This window comes from uncultured Amnibacterium sp., assembly GCF_964250715.1.
In the GTDB taxonomy this organism is placed as follows: Bacteria; Actinomycetota; Actinomycetes; order Actinomycetales; family Microbacteriaceae; genus Amnibacterium.
This window is the reverse complement of the sequence record NZ_CAXUGX010000007.1, coordinates 12,550-31,118: the sequence shown is the minus strand read 5'-3', so window position 1 is coordinate 31,118 and position 18,569 is coordinate 12,550. Positions and strand designations below refer to the sequence as shown.

18 protein-coding genes are annotated in these 18,569 nt (G+C 71.9%); 12 read left to right on the top strand and 6 right to left on the bottom strand.

Going from position 1 to position 18,569, the window contains the following annotated elements; genetic code table 11:
• Positions 1-2: 2 nt before the first annotated feature.
• From ACFE7H_RS08455 to aspS, 3 genes are all read right to left on the bottom strand, one after another.
• A complete protein-coding gene (locus ACFE7H_RS08455; RefSeq protein WP_375400792.1) occupies positions 3-1,118 on the bottom strand; it encodes an AI-2E family transporter in 1,116 nt (371 codons plus the stop codon).
• A 131-nt stretch (positions 1,119-1,249) separates the two neighbouring features.
• Positions 1,250-2,542 carry a DUF222 domain-containing protein gene (locus ACFE7H_RS08450; protein WP_375400791.1) on the bottom strand — a complete coding sequence of 431 codons (1,293 nt, stop codon included), beginning with the start codon at positions 2,540-2,542 and terminating at the stop codon, positions 1,250-1,252.
• 163 nt (positions 2,543-2,705) lie between these two features.
• Positions 2,706-4,022, bottom strand: a complete 1,317-nt coding sequence (gene aspS, locus ACFE7H_RS08445; RefSeq protein WP_375400790.1) for an aspartate--tRNA(Asn) ligase — start codon at positions 4,020-4,022, stop codon at positions 2,706-2,708.
• Between the two features lie 174 nt (positions 4,023-4,196).
• Between aspS and ACFE7H_RS08440 the strand changes: the two genes are divergently transcribed.
• The 5 genes from ACFE7H_RS08440 (at position 4,197) to ccsB (ending at position 8,905) form a co-directional block, all read left to right on the top strand.
• On the top strand, positions 4,197-4,832 hold the full coding sequence (locus ACFE7H_RS08440; RefSeq protein WP_375400789.1) for a histidine phosphatase family protein: 636 nt from the start codon (positions 4,197-4,199) through the stop codon (positions 4,830-4,832).
• On the top strand, positions 4,829-5,452 hold the full coding sequence (locus tag ACFE7H_RS08435) for a TlpA family protein disulfide reductase (RefSeq protein WP_375400788.1): 624 nt from the start codon (positions 4,829-4,831) through the stop codon (positions 5,450-5,452). The genes ACFE7H_RS08440 and ACFE7H_RS08435 overlap by 4 nt, the downstream gene beginning before the upstream one ends.
• Entirely contained in the window at positions 5,449-6,207 is a 759-nt protein-coding gene (locus ACFE7H_RS08430) for a cytochrome c biogenesis CcdA family protein (RefSeq protein ID WP_375400787.1), read from the top strand. The genes ACFE7H_RS08435 and ACFE7H_RS08430 overlap by 4 nt, the downstream gene beginning before the upstream one ends.
• Complete coding sequence (locus ACFE7H_RS08425; protein ID WP_375400786.1) at positions 6,191-7,807, top strand: cytochrome c biogenesis protein ResB; 1,617 nt, start codon at positions 6,191-6,193, stop codon at positions 7,805-7,807. Before ACFE7H_RS08430 ends, ACFE7H_RS08425 begins: the two co-directional genes overlap by 17 nt.
• A gap of 111 nt (positions 7,808-7,918) precedes the next feature.
• The gene (gene ccsB / locus ACFE7H_RS08420) at positions 7,919-8,905 is read left to right on the top strand and encodes a c-type cytochrome biogenesis protein CcsB (RefSeq protein ID WP_375400785.1); all 987 of its coding nucleotides are present in this window, start codon (positions 7,919-7,921) and stop codon (positions 8,903-8,905) included.
• 140 nt (positions 8,906-9,045) lie between these two features.
• Here ccsB and ACFE7H_RS08415 read toward each other — a convergent pair whose 3' ends face one another.
• Positions 9,046-10,026, bottom strand: coding sequence for an o-succinylbenzoate synthase (locus tag ACFE7H_RS08415; protein WP_375400784.1), 981 nt, complete (start codon positions 10,024-10,026; stop codon positions 9,046-9,048).
• Between the two features lie 133 nt (positions 10,027-10,159).
• Between ACFE7H_RS08415 and ACFE7H_RS08410 the strand changes: the two genes are divergently transcribed.
• Both ACFE7H_RS08410 and ACFE7H_RS08405 read left to right on the top strand, forming a co-directional pair.
• Complete coding sequence (locus ACFE7H_RS08410; RefSeq protein ID WP_375400783.1) at positions 10,160-11,470, top strand: AMP-binding protein; 1,311 nt, start codon at positions 10,160-10,162, stop codon at positions 11,468-11,470.
• Between the two features lie 11 nt (positions 11,471-11,481).
• Positions 11,482-12,444 carry a 1,4-dihydroxy-2-naphthoate polyprenyltransferase gene (locus tag ACFE7H_RS08405; RefSeq protein WP_375400782.1) on the top strand — a complete coding sequence of 321 codons (963 nt, stop codon included), beginning with the start codon at positions 11,482-11,484 and terminating at the stop codon, positions 12,442-12,444.
• Here the strand turns inward: ACFE7H_RS08405 and ACFE7H_RS08400 are convergent.
• A complete protein-coding gene (locus ACFE7H_RS08400) occupies positions 12,402-12,746 on the bottom strand; it encodes a DUF4229 domain-containing protein (protein ID WP_375400781.1) in 345 nt (114 codons plus the stop codon). The two genes, ACFE7H_RS08405 and ACFE7H_RS08400, sit on opposite strands and share 43 nt — an antisense overlap.
• Before the next feature lie 182 nt (positions 12,747-12,928).
• Between ACFE7H_RS08400 and ACFE7H_RS08395 the strand changes: the two genes are divergently transcribed.
• The 3 genes from ACFE7H_RS08395 to menD all read left to right on the top strand — a co-directional run bounded on the left by ACFE7H_RS08395 (position 12,929) and on the right by menD (position 15,457).
• Positions 12,929-13,282 (top strand): PLD nuclease N-terminal domain-containing protein, encoded by a 354-nt coding sequence (locus tag ACFE7H_RS08395; protein ID WP_375400780.1) that lies wholly within the window; start codon positions 12,929-12,931, stop codon positions 13,280-13,282.
• Between the two features lie 68 nt (positions 13,283-13,350).
• Positions 13,351-13,737, top strand: a complete 387-nt coding sequence (locus ACFE7H_RS08390) for a PLDc N-terminal domain-containing protein (protein WP_375400779.1) — start codon at positions 13,351-13,353, stop codon at positions 13,735-13,737.
• Complete coding sequence (gene menD / locus ACFE7H_RS08385) at positions 13,730-15,457, top strand: 2-succinyl-5-enolpyruvyl-6-hydroxy-3-cyclohexene-1-carboxylic-acid synthase (RefSeq protein WP_375400778.1); 1,728 nt, start codon at positions 13,730-13,732, stop codon at positions 15,455-15,457. Before ACFE7H_RS08390 ends, menD begins: the two co-directional genes overlap by 8 nt.
• On the opposite strand, the gene ACFE7H_RS08380 is transcribed toward menD, so the two are convergent.
• The gene (locus tag ACFE7H_RS08380) at positions 15,408-16,679 is read right to left on the bottom strand and encodes an isochorismate synthase MenF (protein WP_375400777.1); all 1,272 of its coding nucleotides are present in this window, start codon (positions 16,677-16,679) and stop codon (positions 15,408-15,410) included. The genes menD and ACFE7H_RS08380 overlap by 50 nt on opposite strands.
• A 42-nt stretch (positions 16,680-16,721) precedes the next feature.
• Between ACFE7H_RS08380 and ACFE7H_RS08375 the strand changes: the two genes are divergently transcribed.
• Entirely contained in the window at positions 16,722-17,447 is a 726-nt protein-coding gene (locus ACFE7H_RS08375) for a demethylmenaquinone methyltransferase (RefSeq protein ID WP_375400776.1), read from the top strand.
• A complete protein-coding gene (locus ACFE7H_RS08370) occupies positions 17,444-18,520 on the top strand; it encodes a polyprenyl synthetase family protein (protein WP_375400775.1) in 1,077 nt (358 codons plus the stop codon). The genes ACFE7H_RS08375 and ACFE7H_RS08370 overlap by 4 nt, the downstream gene beginning before the upstream one ends.
• The last annotated feature ends 49 nt before the right edge of the window (positions 18,521-18,569 follow it).

The window sequence follows — 18,569 nt, the reverse complement described above, 5'->3', positions numbered from 1 at the left end:
GGTCAGCGGCGCGACTCCTGGATCGCCGTCTCGGCGACCTCGGCGGGATCGTTGCGCCACGACTTGATCGCGGTCCAGGCGACGGAGGTCAGCGGGACCGCCAGCACGGCGCCGATGATGCCGCCGACGATGGTGCCGGCGGTCAGTGCGAGCAGGATCACGAGCGGGTGCAGCGACAGCGACCGGCCCATGATCAGCGGCTGCAGCAGGTTGCCCTCCAACTGGTTCACGACGATGACGATCGCCACCACGATCACCGCCACGACCGGGCCGTTGGTGACCAGCGCGACCAGCGCCGCGATGATGCCGGCGGCGGTGGCGCCGACGATCGGAATGAACGCGGTCACGAACACGATCACCGCCAGCGGGATCGCCAGGGGCACGCCCAGGATCAGCAGGCCGGCGCCGATGAACACGGTGTCGACGAGTGCGACTCCCGCCGTGCCGCGCACATAGGCGCCCAGCACGCCGATGCTGCGCAGGCCGATCCGTGCCGCCCGCACCCGTTGCTCCACCGGCAGCGGACGGATCAGGAACGACCAGATCATCGGCCCGTCCTTCAGGAAGAAGAACAGCACGACGATCACCAGAAAGAGCCCGGCCGCGATCGAGCCGACCGCGGACAGCCCGGCGAGCGCGCTGTTGCCGAACGAACTGCTCGTCAGGTACGTGACGGCGGTGTCGCGGGCTTTGTCGATCTGTGCGGAGTCGACGGGCAGGCCGCCGCTCTGCACGAACTGCTGCATCTGGTCCACTCCGTCGCTCGCCGACTGCACGAGCGTCTTCCACTGGTTCGCCACGGCGAGGGAGACCAGCGCGATCACGGCCAGCAGGATGCCGACGCCGAGCACCATCGCGATCACCGTGGCCAGCGCGGCGGGCACCCGGTGCCGGATCATCAACCGCGTCACCGGGCTGACGGCCGCGGCGAGGATGAGCGCGATGATCACCGGGATCACGACAAGCTTCAACTGGATCGCCCCGAGCACGACGACGGTGGCCAGGGCGAGCACGATCAGCACCTGCAGGCACCGCAGGCTGGTGCGCCCGAACCCGTCGGTCCAGGTGCGCGGCCGTGGAGCTTCCGGGGGCGGCGCGGTATCCAGCTGGAGTTTCATGGGCCCAGTGCAGCAGACGCAGGCGGGTCTTGAGGCGCCTTGACAAGTTTATCCCCGCTTTAGCAACTCCTGTAAAGCTTGCATAAGTCGTCAAAGCGGATCGCGATCGGCGGGTGTCCGGTCGCCTCGGGTCAGAAGGGTTGCTCGTCGGGCAGTTGGACGGGCACGCGGGTTTTCACGGTGAGTGCTGGTCGCACCGTCCGGTTGCCGCCCCATTTGTCTCGCCATCGGATGCTCCCGTCGGGGAGGGTCTGGACGTCGAAGTAGCCCTCGTCTTTCATCTGGTGACTCTTCCGGCAGAGGATCTGCAGGTTGTCGTGTCGGGTCCGTCCGTCGTGTTCGACCCGGACGACATGCTCGATGTCGGCTCGGTGGGCGGGCAGTCCGCAGTCGTCGCCGACGCAGGAGGGGCTGCGCAGCTGGAGAAGTTTCTTAAGCCCGGCCGGGATGTAGCGCTCATGGGAATCGATGCCGAGGATCGAGTCGTCGATCGGGTCGACCGCGACGCGGGTCCACGTCTTCGTGTGTCCGATGACCTGTCGTGCGGTTTCCGCGTCGATCGCTCCCACTCCGGCGAGCTCTGCGGGTGCATTCCCGGCGCCGGTCGCGGTGTCGGCCGCGACGACGACCAGGACGGTCGCCTGCACTGCCTTCCGGTGCGGTGCCTTCAACGATCCGATGCGTTCCATCGGGTAGCCCGGCTCCGTCATTTCGGCTGCGGGGACGGCGAGACCGTGCAGGATCACATCGGCGGCGACATCGGCCATCAACTGGCCGAGGGTGCGGTGTTCCCCGTCCCGGCCGTGCAGGTCGATGGCGGCTTGTCGGATCCCGTCGTACATCGCGGCGATGTCGATGGCGGTGGAGTGCACCTCCAGGACTGCCATCCCGTCACTGTCGGGTCGGGCGCTGACCCACCGGCGGGTGGCGGCCTGTTCGTGTCGTTCGATCGCCCCATCCGGATCGAGTCGGTCCCGGAGCAGCCCGAGTCGCTTCTCGACCACCGTCGCCTTGACGGTCTGGACGAGGTCGGCGGCCTTCGCATCGAACTCGGGCAGTGCGTCCGGCTTCAGTCCGACCGTCTGGCGGGCGGCGGCTCGGACGGCTTCTTCGGAGGCGAGCCCGTCGACGAACACCGCCCACGTGGCAGGCAGCTTCTCCCGCACGGTCCGGCCGTCATCGATCCGACGTTCCACTGCATGACGGGATACACGGAGCACGTTCGCCTGGTGCAGGCAGAACGCCCGCACCGCGGCATCATCCGGTCGCAGCGTGCCCCCGGTCTCGGCCTGCTCTTCGATGAGCATCGCGTCGAACCCGGCCAGCATCACCTGCAAGCGCACCGCCTCCGCCGTGTTGGCGACCCGATCCGCCTGCTCCAACGCCGACGTGAACAGAGCCTCACGTGCATCCAAGGAAGTCATATCCGGCTGCGGCGAAGCGAACTCGCCGGATCCGTCATCCGCCGGGCCGTCCGCGTCAGTCCCACCCGCCATGTTCGAAACTATAGCACACTGCAATGCCAGTTCGTAGAACAAAGATTCTACCGCGCGGCAGTTTGACAAGCCGAGTTCTGGGATGGTTCCGCTACGGCAGCAGGCGGTTCGGGCCCCGGAACAGGTAGGTCGTCTCGCGGATGCTGGAGCGCTCCAGCAGCAGCATCAGCACGCGGGCCAGGCCCATGCCGAATCCGCCATGGGGCGGCACCCCGTAGCGGAAGAAGTCCAGGTAGAAGTCGATCTCGGACGGGTCGACGCCCTTGTCGCGCGCCTGCGCGGTCAGCACGTCGATGCGGTGCTCCCGCTGTGCCCCGGTGGCGATCTCGGTGCCCCGGTAGATCAGGTCGTAGCTGTTCGTGAGCGACGGATCGTCGTCGTGACGCATGTGGTAGAAGGGCCGGATGCTGGATGCATAGTCGGTCAGGAACACGAAGTCGTGGCCGAACGCCTGCCGCACGTGCGCCGAGATGCGCCGCTCGCCCTCCGGGTCCATGTCCTCGTCCGCACGCGGCACGGTGTAGCCCTGCTCGGCGACGATCCGCTTGGCCTCGGCCAGCGGGATGCGCGGGAACGGCCGGGTGGGCACCGTCACCTGCAGCCCCAGCAGCCGCTTGATGTCGTCACCGTGCTTCGCCTGCACGGCCTCGAACCCGGCCACGAACAGCTGCTCGTGCACCGCCATCACGTCCTCGTGGCTGTCGATCCAACTGAACTCCATGTCGACGCTCGTGAACTCGGTGGCATGCCGCGCGGTGAACGACGGGTCCGCCCGGAAGGCGTCGGCGATCTCGAAGACGCCGCCGAAGCCCGCCGGCTGGGCCATCTGCTTGAAGAACTGGGGGCTCTGCGACAGATACGCGGTGGTGTCGAAGTAGCCGACCTGGAACAGCTCTGCCCGCGACTCGCTGGGCGACGCCATCAGCTTGGGGGTGTGCACCTCGATGAAGTCGTGCTCCACCCACCAGGTGCGCAGCGCGTGCTCGAAGGTGGTCTGCACGCGGAAGATCAGCTGCTGCGCCGGGTTGCGCAGGTCGAGGAAGCGCCAGTCCAGGCGCTTGTCGATGCCTGAGTCGGCGGCGATCGGCTGCTCCGGATCGCTGGCGGCGACGACGCGCAGGTCGTCGATCCGCACCTCGATGCCGCCGAGCTTCACCCGCTCGTCGTGCTTCAGGAGGCCGTCGACCGCGAGGAACGTTCCCAGCGAGAGCCCGGAGATCGCGGTGGAGATCGCGTCGTCGCCCTCGGGCCGGGGCCTGACCAGCTGTACGGCGCCGCTCTCGTCGCGCAGCACCAGGAACTGCACCTTCTTCTGATCGCGGATCGTCTCGACCCAGCCGCCTACCGAGACCGGGCCGTCGTCGAGCCCGGCCAATGCCTTCACAGGGGTGCGATCCACGGCGGTCAAGCCTACGCATGCCGATATCACGGTCCGGATCGCCCGCCCGGAGGGCCCGATCCTCTCCTCCGCTGCGCCTCTCCTCCAGAGCGCCCTCTCCTGCACAGCGGGCGGCAGGTCTCGGTCGTCCATGCGTTCCGACGGCAGCGCAGGAGCGGATCGGGCCGTCCTTACACTGAACTGGTGGTCGCTCGAGCGCTGCACCTCGTCCGACACGGCGAGGTGTTCAACCCGGCGGGCGTCATCTACGGACGGCTCGCCGACTTTCGGCTGTCCGATCGCGGGCAGGCAATGGCCACGGCCGCCGCCGAGGCGCTGGCCGACCGGCCGGTGACGCGGGTGATCGCATCGCCGCTGCTGCGCGCCCAGCAGTCAGCGGCGCCGATCGTGCAACGGTTCGGGCTGTCGCTGCAGTCGGATGACCGGGTGATCGAGGCCGCGAACGTCTTCGAGGGTCGCAGCACCGCTGGCGGAGCGCTGCTGCGCAATCCGGCCGACTGGCACTACTTCGCCAACCCGGTGCGGCCCGGGTGGGGCGAGCCCTTCTCCGAGATCCTGCGGCGCATGCGGGCCGCGATCGCCGACGCCTTCTCGGGCACCGAGTCGGGCGACGTCGTGATCGTCAGCCACCAGTTGCCCATCTGGACGGTGCACCGGTCCGTCGTCGGCCGGCCGCTCGCGCACGATCCGCGCCGGCGGCGGTGTGCGCTGTCCAGCATCACGAGCTTCGAGCGGCGCGGCGGCTACCTGATCGAGACGGCGTACGCCGACCCGGGCGCCGCCGTCACGACCGAGGCGCAGAACGAGGGTGCGGCGTGACGCGCCGCATTCGCACCACCCGTCGCGGAGTCGTCCGGCCCACCGGCGTCCGGCGAGCGGTCGCCGTCGCCGCGGCGATGCTGGTCGCCGGCGGGTTGCTGTCCGCGTGCACCCAATCCGCGCCGCTGCCGGGCGTCAGCTACTCCTCGGCGGACGGCGACCTGAAGGAGTTCGCAACCCCGACCAAGCCGGTGGTCTTCTCGGGTACGACCGTCTCCGGCAGCCGGTTCGACTCCAAGGACTACCTGGGCAAGGTGCTGGTCGTCAACTTCTGGTACGCCGGATGCGGTCCCTGCCAGCGGGAGGCGCCGGCGCTGGAGAAGCTGGCCACGCAGTACGCGGGCCGCGGCGTCCAGTTCGTCGGCGTCAACGTGCGGGATCCGGTCGGCCAGGCCGCGCCGTTCCAGACCACTTACAAGGTCAGCTACCCCTCCATCCTCGATTCGCCGAACCACAGCCTGGTGCAGTACGCGTTCAGCGAGGTGCTGCCGCCGACGGCGACGCCCACGACGATGATCCTGACGCGCACCCACGGCGTGCTCGCCTACCAGGTAGGGCAGGTCACTAACACGACCACCGTCGGCGACCTGATCCAGGACGCGCTGAAGGCGCCGGCATGATGACGACGGCGGTGATCGTGGCATCGGTCGGGTCGCTCGTCACCGGCGGCAACCTGCTGCTGTCGGTCCCCCTCGCACTGCTCGCCGGAGCGGTCTCGTTCGCGTCGCCGTGCGTGCTGCCACTGGTACCCGGGTATCTCGGCTACGTCGGCGGCATGGACCGATCGGCGGCGCGCGGCTCGTCGCGCCTGGTGCTGGGCGCGGCGCTGTTCGTGCTCGGGTTCTCGGTCGTCTTCGTGCTGGGCGGGTTCGTCTTCGGCAGCGTCGGGCTGTTCCTGCGGGCGTGGAGCGATCCCCTGACCCGGGTGCTCGGCGTGCTGGTCATCCTGATGGGCGTCGTGTTCCTCGGGGGACTCGGCCCCCTGCAACGCATGGTGAAGACCGGCTGGCAGCCGCGCACCGGCCTGATCGGCGCCCCCCTGCTCGGCGTCGTCTTCGCGATCGGCTGGTCGCCGTGCATCGGCCCGACGCTCGCGGCGATCGAGTCGCTCGCGATCAGCGGCGGCAGCGCCGGGCAGGGGGCACTGCTCGCGGCCTGCTACTCGCTGGGCCTGGGCGTGCCGTTCCTGCTGATCGCCCTGGGCCTCGGCTGGGCGACCCGCGGCACTGCATTCCTGCGCCGGCATATTCGTGTGGTGAACCTGGCGGGCGGCGGACTGCTGGTCGTTGTCGGCGTGCTGATGGTCAGCGGAGCGTGGCTCGCGCTGACCGGTCAACTGCAGATCCTGGTGGGCAGCGTTGTCACGGCCGTCTGACTTCATCGACAACGGCTTCGAGTCGCCGGTATCGAACCCGCGACTCGGCGGCTTCGAGTGGCTGCGCTGGGCGTGGCGGCAGTTGACCAGCATGCGCACCGCGCTGCTGCTGCTGCTCGCCCTGGCGGTCGCGGCGGTGCCCGGTTCGCTGATCCCGCAGGAGGCGGCCGATCCGAACGGCGTGGTGGCCTGGAAGGCCGCGAATCCCGGCCTGGTCGACCTGGTGACGGCGGTGCAGGGCTTCAGCGTCTACACCTCGGTGTGGTTCTCGGCCATCTACCTGCTGCTGTTCGTCTCGCTGATCGGCTGCGTGCTGCCTCGAACCAAGCACCACCTGCAAGCCCTGCGCGCCGACCCGCCCCGCACACCGGTGCGGCTCAACCGGCTGCAGGCGTACCGGTCCGCGACGACCCATGCCTCGACGGAGGCGGCGCTGGCGCAGGCGGAGCGACTGCTGAAGGCGCGCCGGTACCGGGTGCGCCGGTACGGCGACTCCGTCTCCGCGGAGCGCGGGTACCTGCGTGAGACCGGCAACCTGGTGTTCCACCTGGCGCTCGTCGGCATCTTGATCGCGGTGTTCCTGGCCGGGGGACTGGCGTACACCGGGCAGCGGATCCTCGCGGTCGGCGACTCGTTCAACGCCAGCCAGAGCGGCTTCGACAGCCTGACGACCGGCAGGTTCTTCGGGTCGAATTCGCTGCCGAACTACTCCTTGACGCTCACGAGCCTTTCCGTGAAGTACGACGAGCAGATCGGTCCGTCCCTCGGCGAGCCACTGGACTACACCGCCCGTGTCCTGGCGACGGATGCGACGGGCACCCATCAGCGCACCATCAAGGTGAACCACCCGCTCGAGATCCAGGGAGCCAGCGTCTACCTGCTCGGCAACGGCTACGCACCCAAGATCACGGTCCGAGACGCCACCGGCAAGCGCGTATTCCAGGGCGCGGTGCCGTTCATCCCGCAGGACGCGGATCTGACCTCGCTCGGCGTCATCAAGGTGCCGGGGATCACGCCGAAGATCGGGCTGCAGGGCTTCTTCTATCCGACGCGGGTGCCGTCCGTCGTTCCAGGCGCTTCCGTGTCCAACTTTCCCGGGCTCACCAACCCCGTCCTGAGCCTCAATGTGTTCACCGGGAACCTCGGCGACACCGACGGGTCGGCCTCCAACGTCTACCAACTGAACACCGACCACATGACCCAGGTCGCGGGGCCGCCCCGGTCCACGGTTCCGGCACTCGAGCTGACGCCCGGGAGAACCGTGGCGCTGCCCAACGGCCTCGGCACCATCCGGTTCGACGGTGTGACCCGGTTCGCCTCGCTCGACATCCATCACGACCCCACCCAGAACTACGTGGGCGGCTTCGCGGTGCTCGTCGTCGCCGGCCTGCTCACCTCGCTGCTCGTCCCGCGCCGCCGCATGTGGGTGGCTGTGGGTCCGGGCGACGACGGCGAGGGCGGGCTGCGGCTGGAGTACGCGGCCCTGGCGCGCGGCGACGACCCCGGCCTGGAGCGGGCGCTGGCGGAGTTCGCGGAGCAGCACGGCACGGCGCTCGAGACGGATGAGCCGAGCCGGCCCCGGGTTCCGGCCGGGGTCTGACCTCCGGTACGGCCGACCGCAGGTCCCCTCGATCGGATCGGATCGGGCCGACCGCCCGTTCGAATCCGTCGTCCGGCCTGCGCACGTCCTGCGCGCACGTACGCTGGGATCGTGAACAATCCGCTGGACGATGTCTCCGGCATCATGCTCGTCTCGGCGCTCGCCGTGTACGCGATCGCGTTCATCGCCTTCGCCTTCGACCTGGCCCGGCGTTCCGCCGAGGTCGGTGTGCGCCAGGCCGACGCGGCGGCCGCCTCGACGACTGCCGCCCAGGGCGGCGGGGTCGCCACGCTGGTGCGCACGGCGCCGCCAGCGAACGCTCCGACGGGCCGACGCCGTCCGGCGCTGCGGACCGCGATCGCGCTGACGATCCTGGCCTGGGCGTTGCACCTGGGCGCCGACGTCCTGCGCGGGGTCGCCGCCGGCCGGGTGCCCTGGGGCAACCTCTACGAGTTCTCCATGACGGCCACGCTGCTGATCGTCGGCGTGTTCCTGCTGTCGCTGCTGCGCACCGACCTGACGTTCCTCGGTGCTCCGATCACGGCCCTCGTCCTCGTGCTGCTCGGAGTGTCGACCGTCGGATTCCACGTCGCCGTCTCGCCGCTGCCGCCGGCCCTGCAGTCGTACTGGCTCGTGATCCACGTGTTCGTCGCGACGCTCGGCACGGCGTTCTTCGCCCTGGCCGGCACGCTGGCCGCGGTGCAATTAGTGCAGTCGCACCGGGAGCGCCGGGCCGCCGAGGGCCGACCCGCGGAGCGCCTGCGGCTGATGGCCACCATCCCGGCCGCGGACCGGCTGGAGGCGACCACCTACCGCATCGCGGTGATCGGTTTCATCCTGTGGACCTTCACCCTGATCGCCGGCTCCATCTGGGCCGAGCACGCGTGGGGCCGCTACTGGGGCTGGGACACCAAAGAGGTGTGGACCTTCATCATCTGGGTGATCTTCGCCGGCTATATCCACGCCCGCGCGACGCGCGGCTGGCGAGGCGGACGCTCCTCGGTGCTGGCCCTGATCGGCTTCGGCGCGGTGCTGTTCAACTTCGGCATCGTGAACGTCTTCTTCCACGGCTTGCACAGCTACAGCGGCCTCAAGTAGCCCCGCCTCCGCTCTCCGCGCTTCTCCCCGCGCGAAGAACTCAGGACAACTGCGGGAACGGGGGCCTCTGCGCGGCGCGTCGTTGCTTCATTCCTCGATTCCTCCTGAATTTCTCGCGCCCTGAGCGGTGGTCGCGACGGTCAGGCGGGTAGCAGGTGGTGGCAGCGGAGCAGGCGTTCCCGCCACCACGCGGTCCGGTCGGCGTCGGCGGCGAAGCGGTCCAGCAGGTCGGGATCGGGGACCACGCGCCGGACGGGGATCGCTCCGTCGACGGGCGTCAGCGGCTCGTGCGTCACGTCGGCGGCCAGCAGCGCAGCGGTGCCGAGCCCGCAGTCGTACGGCAGCTCGGGAAGCGCCGCGGCCAGAAAGGCGCCCATCGCCAGGCCGACGGAGGTGTCGAGCGCGCTGGAGACCACCACCGGCAGTCCGGCCTGCGCGGCGAGGCCGGCCGCCGCGCGCACGCCGCCGAGCGGAGCCGCCTTCAGCACCAGCAGGTCGGCGGCCCCGGAGCGCGCCACGGCGAGGGGGTCCGTCGCCTTGCGCACCGACTCGTCGGCGGCGATCGGCACGGCCAGGTCCCGCGTGCGACGCCGCAGCTGCGCCAGCTCGTCGATCGTCGCGCACGGCTGCTCCGCGTACTCCAGGTCGAAGGGGGCCAGCGCCCGGAGGGCACGCTCCGCCTCGTCCACGGTCCACCCGCCGTTCGCATCGATGCGCACCCGGCCGGCCGGACCGAGCGCCTCGCGCACCGCCGCGACGCGGGCGACGTCGTCTGCGAGGTGCCCGGCCGCATCGGCCACCTTGACCTTGGCAGTGCGGGTACCCGGAAACCGGGCGAGCAGGCCCGCGACCTCGGCCGACGGCACAGTGGGCACCGTCGCGTTCACCGGGATGCGGTCGCGACGGGTCGGTGTCGCCGCCTCCCACCCGAACGCGATCGCCGCGGCCAGCCACGTCGCCGCCTCCGCGTCCTCGTACTCGAGGAAGGGCGCGAACTCGCTCCAGCCCGCGGGCCCTTCGACCAGCGCCGCCTCGCGCACCGTGATTCCTCGGAACCGCGTCACGAGCGGCAGCGACACCACTCGCAGGGAGGACCGCAGGTCACCGACGTCGGGCAGCACCGCCCCAGTCTCGCCGACCGTGTCGGCGCCTACGCTGCACTGATGTCCGTCCCTTCCCTCGTCCACCCCGCCGGCGCAGCGGACGCGTCGGTGCCGCCCGACCGGGCGCCGGTCCCCCGGGTGCGCTGAGCGGATGCGCGAGCTGGTCGCCGTGCCCGCCGGCGACATCGACGGGCTGACCCGCGCCCTGCGGAGCGCACTCGATGGCTCGGGGCCTGCGGTCCTGCCGGTCGAGTCGGCCGTACCGGGTGCGGTCGGATCCGATGCCATCGGGCGCGGGCGCGGGCGCGGGCGCGGGCGCGGGCGCGGGCCCGGGGCGGGGCTGGAGCCGGTGCCGCTGCCTGTCGCCCTGGTGATCGCGACCTCCGGGTCGAGTGGTGCACCCAAACGCGTGCTGCTGTCGGCCGGTGCGCTGCTCGCCTCCGCGGCGGCGACCGAGAGCGCCCTGGGCGGGCCGGGCGAGTGGGTGCTGGCGCTGCCCGGCCACTACATCGCGGGTGTGCAGGTGATCGTGCGGGCGATCGCCGCCGGATCCGACCCGCACCCGGTCGCTCCCGGATCCTTCACGGCCGGCGAGTTCGCCCGCGCCGTGCAGGCGTTGCCCGACACCCGGCGGCGCTACAGCTCGCTGGTCCCGACCCAGTTGCACCGCGTCGTCGGCGCGATCGAGGACGGGGATCGACTCGTCGGCGCGGCGGTCCGGTCGCTCGACGCGCTGCTGATCGGCGGTGGACGACTGGATGCGGGGCTGGCCGACCGCGCCGAGCGGGTCGGCGTGCGTGTCGTGCGCACCTACGGCGCCTCCGAGACCGCCGGCGGCTGCGTGTACGACGGGGTACCGCTGGCCGGAGTGCAGGTGCGCGTGCGCGACGGCGAGGTGCAGTTGGCGGGGCCGGTGCTGGCCGACGGCTACCTGGGCGACGACGCCCGCACCGCCGCCACGTTCCTTCCCGAGCCCGGGCGAACCTGGTACCGCACCGGGGATTCGGGCACCTGGGACGGACAGCGCCTGACCGTCACCGGGCGGCTGGACGACGTGATCGTCTCCGGCGGAGAGAAGGTGTCGCTCGCGCTGATCGAATCCGCGGTGCGCGCCCAGCCCGGGCTCTCGGAGGCGGTGGTCGTGGCGGTGCCGGACGCCGAATGGGGTCAGGTACCGATCGTGGCCGCCACCCGGGCGGTCGACTTGGCCGGACTGCGCGCCGCCGTCGCCGAACGCCTGGGCCGAGCGGCCGCGCCGGCCCAGGTGCTGGTGCTCGATCCGCTGCCCGCGCTCAGCAGCGGCAAGCCGGACCGTCGCCGGATCGCTGCGCTCGCGGCCGTCCCGCCAGGCGAGGGGGGCGCGCCGGGCGAGGGGGGCGCGCCGGGCGAGGGGGGCGCGCCAGGCGAAGTGGGCGCGACGGGCCAGGCGGGTGGAGCAGGCCGGGCGGGCGACGCTTCGTAGACTCGCTCGTCATGGCTTCCCGCAGCGGTACCCGCAGCACCCGGCGCCCGCCGGTGCGGCGACGACCCGGCGGCAGCCCCGTCGCTCCCGCGCGCAGGGCGACGGCAGGCGACTGGATCGGTGGCGCCCGCCTGCGCACGCTGCCGCTCGCGATCGCCCCCGTCGCCCTCGGCACCGGCTCCGCCTACGCGCAACGCGTCCCCGCGCATTGGTGGCTCGCCCTGATCTGCCTGGCGGTCGCCCTGCTGCTGCAGATCGGCGTCAACTTCGCCAACGACTACTCCGACGGCGTGCGCGGCTCGGACCGGTTCCGCGTCGGCCCTGCCCGGCTGACCGCCTCCGGCGCCGCGAAGCCGCGGACGGTGCTGGCGGTCGCCCTGGCCTGCTTCGCTCTCGCGGCTGTGGCCGGCCTGGTGATCGTGGTGGTGACTCAGTTCTGGTGGCTGCTCGCGATCGGCGCCGTCGCGATCGCCGCAGCCTGGTTCTACACCGGCGGGCGGCGCCCGTACGGCTATGCCGGGCTCGGCGAGATCGCCGTCTTCGTCTTCTTCGGCCTGGTCGCCACCTGCGGCACGACGTTCGTACTGCTCGGCGAGCTGGATTCCGAGGCGCTGCTCTGCGGCGTCGCGATCGGCTGCATCGCCTGCGCCGCCCTGGTCGTCAACAACCTGCGCGATCTGGAGCACGACGCCAAGGCGGGCAAGCGCACCCTCTCGGTGCGCATCGGCGCCACCGGCAGCCGCGTGCTCTACGGGGTGCTGATGCTGGTCCCGTTCCTCCTGCTGCTGTTCCTCTGCCTCTTCTACACGACCCCGTCGCTCGTGTTCCTGGCGGTGCTCCTCGCCGCCCCGGCCGTGCTGATCACGTCGACCGCGAAGACCGCGAAGGAACTGGTGCTGGCGCTCAGCCTGACCGGGCTGACCGGGCTCGTCTACGGCCTGGGACTGGGCCTGGCGCTCGCGCTGCCCGCCTGATCGCTGCCCTGCTCGAGCGCGGCGTCTTCGGCCGCCTCATCCGAGTCGATGCTCGGCCCGGCGGCCTCGGCGTCGCGCCGCCGCCGGGCGGCCAGCTCGCCGGCCAACTCGATCCGCTGCCGGTTGAGGAAGATCAGCGACAGGCAGAAGCCGACGATCGCCGCCACGATCGCCGCGATGTAGATATTGGCGCCGAAGCCGTAGGTGAGCACCAGCGGCACCACGAAGAACAGGATCCGGAGCGCCGTGTACGGCAGCCAGCGGGGCAGCCGACCGGCCCCACCCTGCTCGCGCCCAGCCACGCGCCCAGTGTAGGCAGCGCCCCGCCCGCCCCGATCCCGAGCACTTCAGCAGGACCAGGTCCCGATCGCAGGCCGCTGGTCGACCAGCAGCCTGCTGTCGAGACCCTGTCCTGCTGTCGTGCTCTGGTGCGCGGACCCTGTGCATCGGCCATGAGCAGGCGGCGATGCTTTACCCTCGGCGCATGGGTCGCCTGGAGGTGCTGGTCGCGCTGGCCGTCCTGGTGCTCGAGATCTTCGCCGTGGTCAACTGCGCACTGATGCCCGACGCCCGGGTGCGCGGCATCCCGAAAGCCCTCTGGCTGATCGCCATCCTGATCTTCCCGCTGATCGGCAGCGTGCTCTGGCTCGCCGTGGGACGGGAGCGCATCGCCGGTCCCGTGCAGCGCAAGGCTCCCGACGACGACGCTCGGTTCCTCGGTGCAGCGGACGGCTACATGTCCAAGCGCGCCCAGGACGAGCGGATCCGCCAGATGGAGGAGGACCTGGCTCGGCTGGAGCGGGAGTCCGACGACGACGCCCCCGGCCGGCCCCGCTGACCGCTCGCCGTCCATGTTCATAGGCGCCACCACACCCGCAGTCAGCTTGGCGTGCCTACAGTGCTCCAATGGCACGTCTGGCACTCATCCTGGCCGTCGTGCTCGTCGCCGTCACGGTCTACTCGCTGGTGGATTGGGTCACGTTCGACCGGCGCTTCGTCCGCGGCCCGGTCAAGCTGCTGTGGCTGCCGATCATCCTGCTGATCCCGGTCCTGGGCGTCGCGCTCTGGTTCATCGTCGGACGCACACCCGCGACCGCCCGCACGATGCGCCGCGGCCCGGACGACGATCCGGCGTTCCTGAGTCGCGTCGGCTCCACGCCTCCGCCCGCCCCTCGTCCGTCGCCGGCCGAGCGGCGGCGAACGGACGACGCGGATGAGATCCGGCGACTCGAGGAGGAGCTCGCCCGCACCGACACCGAGGACGACGGGGACCCCGGCCGCCGCGGTGCCTGACAGTCCGGCGCTCCCGACCGCGTCGAACCCGACGTTCCCGGCTCCGCCGACCCCCACGCCGCCGTCCCCGGCCAGCGCAGCGGCGACCGCCCTGCTGACCGGCCTCATCCAGGCGGGGCTCACCGACCTGGTGCTCGCGCCCGGCTCCCGCTCCCAGGCGCTCGCGCTGGCGGCCGCGGCGCTGGAACGCGCCGGAAGCCTGCAGCTGCACGTGCGCATCGACGAGCGCGTCGCCGGGTTCACGGCACTCGGGCTGGCGCAGGAGACCGGCCGGCCGGTCGCAGTCGCGGTCACCTCCGGCACCGCCGTGGCCGAGCTGCATCCGGCCGTGCTCGAGGCGCACCATGCCGGGGTTCCCCTGCTGCTGCTCACCGCCGACCGTCCCGCCGAGCTGCACGGCATCGGCGCCAACCAGACCACCGTGCAGGCGGGGATGTTCGCCGCGGCTGTCCGCGCCGAGTTCGACGTGGCAGCGCCGGGCACGCCGGCGGATGCGTTGGCCGCGACGCAGCTCGCCGACCGCGCGTTCGCGGTCGCCCTCGGCTCGGCGTCGACCGCACCCGGCCCGGTGCACCTGAACCTGGCCTACCGGGAGCCGCTCTCGGGGGTTGCGCCGGCGGTCGAGCTGCAGCCGACGCCGGTCGCCGGCTCCGACCCTGCCGATGTGCTGCCGATCGAACCCGGTCCGCGCACGGTGGTCGTCGCCGGCGACAAGGCCGGGGAGCGGGCGGAGGCGTTCGCGCGCGACGCCGGTGTCCCCCTGCTGGCGGAGGTGTCGAGCGGTGCGCGCTTCGGCCCGATGGTGGTCGGGGCCTACCGTCCGCTGCTCGACGATCCCGAGCTCGGCGGCCGCATCGAGCGGGTCGTGGTCTTCGGTCATCCCACCCTGAGTCGTCAGGTGCCGGCGCTGCTTGCCGGGGCGGAGGTGGAGGTGGTGCTCGTCGGGCCGGCCGGCGGGGAGTGGTTCGATCCCACCGACGGCCGAGCGCTGCGCACCGGTGCCGTCCGCGCAACCGCGCCAAGCCCGGACCGAACCTGGCTGGGCGCGTGGATCACCGCCTCGCGCGGCCTGCTCGCCGACTCCGACGACCCGCCCTACCGCCCCCCGGCCGACGACGCCTCGCCCCGGGAGCGCGGCGCCCATGCCCGAGCAGAACTGGCCGCCGTCCGGGCGCCGGTCACCCGACGCGCCCTCGTCGAAGCGGTGTGGCGCGCCACCTGGCCGCACGACCGCCTGGTCTTCGGCGCCAGCCGGCTGATCCGGGAGGCGGACGCGGTCGTGCCGGGCAAGCGCATCCGCGTCGTCTCGAACCGCGGGCTGGCCGGCATCGACGGGACGATCAGCACTGCCATCGGAGTCGCGCTCGGCGCCGCGCGCAGCGGGCGGGGCGGCCGCACCCGGGTGCTGCTCGGCGATCTGACGCTGCTGCACGATGCGGGGGCGCTGCTCGCGACGCCCGGCGAACCCGTGCCCCGACTGCAGGTGATCGTCGGCAACGACGGCGGCGGCACGATCTTCGACTCCCTGGAGGTGGCCGCGACCGCCCCGCCGGACGACTTCCGCCGGGTGCTCACGACGCCGCGGCCCGCCGATCTGTCCGCGCTCGCCGCCGCCTACGGCTGGTCCTACCGACGGGTGACGACCCGCGGCGAGCTCGACGCCGCACTCATCACACCGGCGCCCGGTCGGGAACTGGTCGAAGTACCGCTTCCGGCCTGAGACCGACGTCGCCCCGGCCCAACGCCTCCCGCACGGGCGCGAACTTCCAGCCGGTCTCCGCGTACTCGGTCGCCGGCTCGGAGTCGGCGACGATCCCCGCCCCGGCGAACGCGCGGACCGTGCCGTCCGGACCCACCTGGGCGCCCCGCAGACCGACCGCCCACTCGCCCGCTCCATGAGCGCCCACCCACCCGACGGGACCGGCGTAGCGACCTCGGTCGAACGGCTCCAGCTCGGCGATCGCGTCGATCGCCACCGCGCGCGGCACTCCCGCGACGGCCGCGGTCGGATGCAGCGCCGCGACCAGGTCGAGCGCCGCGCCGTCCGTGACCAGCCCGGCCGCGATGTCCGTCGCCAGGTGCCACACGTTGGGCAGCTCCAGCGCGAAGCGGCGGTGTACGGTCAGGTCGCGCACGCTCGGCGCGAGCGCCATCACCAGACTGTCGACCGCCAGGGAGTGCTCCACCCGATTCTTCGCGGACGCTTCCAGCGCCGCACGGGCGCGGTCGTCAGCCACGGGGTCGGTCTCGCGCGCCGCCGTGCCGGCCAGCACGCGCGCGGTGACGGATGTGCCGTCGGTCGCGATCAGCGTCTCCGGACTCGCGCCGAAGAAGCCGTCGACCGCGAACGTCCACGCCTCCCGGTACCGGCGACGCAGCAGGCGCAGCGCCGCGGTCAGGTCGAAGCCCGGCGGAGGAGCGGCGACCAGGTCCCGCGCCAGCACCACCTTCTGCAACTCCCCGCGGCGGATGCGGCGCACCGCCTCGGCCACCGCGTCCCGGTACCCGCGCTCGTCCATCGCTGCGACGCTCACGGACGGGACCCGGGGCGGCCCGGCGGCCGCGACGGCCGGGCCGCCCACGATCTCGGTCACGAAAGACACCCCGCTGCGCCGGCCGCGGATCCGCCTGGGCACGATCAAGGTGCTGGCGGCCGCGGAGTCGTCCGCGAACGCGAACGTGCCGAAGGCGACCAGCCCCGATCCGACCACGCCGACCGCGTCGTCGACCCGGGCGAGGCCGAGCAGCTGCTGCCACGCGGTGGCCGCGCGAGTCATCCGCTCCGGTCCGGAGAAGTCGAGTCGCAGGGCGACCCCGGAGGCCACCAGCACCTCGTCGCCGCGAGCCCAGACGGCCGAGTCCTCTGCGGTCGCGACGATCCGCTCGGGCAGGGTCGCGGCCCTCGTGGTGACGGTGAAGGCCGGCACCGCGGGATCTGTCACCGCCTCAGAGTACGTCCGAGCGCGCAACCTACACTTGGCGTCGTGTCCACGGCCGATCTGAGCAAGAAGCCGGCGGAGGTCGCGGCCATGTTCGATCAGGTCTCCCGTCGCTACGACTTGACGAACGCAGTGCTCTCCGGCGGCAACGCGACGCTGTGGCGGCTCGCCACCGTGCGGGCGGTTCGGCCGCGGCCCGGCGAGCGCATCCTCGATCTGGCAGCCGGAACGGGCACGTCCAGCGAGTCGCTCGCCCGCAACGGCGCCCGGGTGGTCGCGGCGGACTTCTCCAAGGGGATGCTGGCTGTCGGCCGCGCGCGGCACCAGGACAACGCGCGGGTCGAGTTCGTGTTCGCCGATGCCATGGCCCTGCCCTTCGGCGACGACGAGTTCGACGCCACAACCATCTCGTTCGGCCTGCGCAACATCACCGATCCGCACCGGGCCCTGGCCGAGCTGTTCCGCGTCACCAAGCCCGGCGGCCGCGTCGTGGTGTGCGAGTTCTCCAAGCCGCCGCTCGCGCCGGTGCGCGCGGCGTACTTCGCCTACCTGCGGTACGGGATGCCCGCCGTATCCAAGGTCGCCAGCTCCAACGCCGCCGCCTACGACTACCTGAACGACTCGATCCTGGCCTGGCCCGACCAGACCACGCTCGCGGCGTGGATCCGGGACGCCGGGTTCAAGCAGGTGCGGTACCGCAACCTGACGGCGGGCATCGTCGCCCTGCACCGCGGCGTCAAGCCCGCTGCCGGCGTGTGGGCCTCCGAGTGAGTCCCCGCGCCCCCGTCGCGCGCCGCACCAAGGCGTTCTCGTCCCATGTGGGTCTGACGGACCGGATCTTCTCGTCCGCGTCCGATCGCGCGATGGCGACCGCGATCGACGAGGGCCTCGAGCGCGTCGAAACCGGCCTGCAGGACCAGGTGCAGTTCGCGGACGTCGTCGCCGATCCGTTCTCGCGTTACCTGCTCGACGCCGGCGGCAAGCGGGTGCGACCCCTGCTGACTCTGCTCACCGCCCAGTTCGGCGAGGGCATCACCGACCGGGTGATCACCGCTGCGGAGGCGGTGGAGATCACCCACCTCGCCTCGCTGTACCACGACGATGTGATGGACGATGCGGAGCAGCGACGGGGCGTGCCCTCCGCCCAGACCGTGTGGGGCAACTCCATCGCCATCTTGACCGGCGACCTGCTGTTCGCCCGCGCCAGCAAGCTGATCGCGCAGATCGACGGAGCCTCGGCGGTCGCGCAGAGCAGCACGTTCGAGCGGCTGGTGCTCGGTCAGCTGCACGAGACCGTCGGGCCCAGCCACGGCGAGGACGCGGTCGAGCATTACCTGGGGGTGCTCAGCGACAAGACCGGCGCGCTGATCGCCGCCGCAGCCGAGTGGGGCATCGCCTTCTCGGGGGCCCCCGAGCAGTACCGGCAGCCGGTGCGGTTGTTCGGGGAACGCATCGGCGTCGCCTTCCAGCTGGTCGACGACGTGATCGACCTGTCGCCGGAGGCGGCGGACACGGGCAAAGTGCCGGGTACCGATCTGCGCACCGGCGTGCCCACCCTGCCGCTGCTCTACCTCCGGCGCAACGCTCTGACCGATGGGGTCGCTGCCGCCCTGGTGGCGCGCATCGACGACCTGGTCGAGGCGGTCGAGGCGGGCATCGAGGACCCGGGCGCCCTGGAGAGCGCGGTCGCCGAGTTGCGGGTCCACGAGGTGACCGCCCGGACGACCCGCGAGGCCCACCGCTGGGCGGCCGAAGCCATCGCTGCGCTCGACGAGCTGCCCGACGTGCCGGCGCGTCACGCCCTGGTCCGGTTCGCCGACCTGCTGGTCGAACGGTCCAGCTGACCCGTCGCCCGTCGTGGCGGGTCCGAACACACTCGCGCCGTCCGTGCGC

Coding starts and splice junctions, on each gene's coding strand:
- ACFE7H_RS08430 (WP_375400787.1), top strand. CDS start 5,449: ATGATGACGACGGCGGTGATCGTGGCATCGGTCGGGTCGCTCGTCACC.
- ACFE7H_RS08455 (WP_375400792.1), bottom strand. CDS start 1,118: ATGAAACTCCAGCTGGATACCGCGCCGCCCCCGGAAGCTCCACGGCCG.
- ACFE7H_RS08450 (WP_375400791.1), bottom strand. CDS start 2,542: ATGACTTCCTTGGATGCACGTGAGGCTCTGTTCACGTCGGCGTTGGAG.
- ACFE7H_RS08410 (WP_375400783.1), top strand. CDS start 10,160: ATGCGCGAGCTGGTCGCCGTGCCCGCCGGCGACATCGACGGGCTGACC.
- ACFE7H_RS08405 (WP_375400782.1), top strand. CDS start 11,482: ATGGCTTCCCGCAGCGGTACCCGCAGCACCCGGCGCCCGCCGGTGCGG.
- ACFE7H_RS08395 (WP_375400780.1), top strand. CDS start 12,929: ATGGGTCGCCTGGAGGTGCTGGTCGCGCTGGCCGTCCTGGTGCTCGAG.
- ACFE7H_RS08390 (WP_375400779.1), top strand. CDS start 13,351: ATGGCACGTCTGGCACTCATCCTGGCCGTCGTGCTCGTCGCCGTCACG.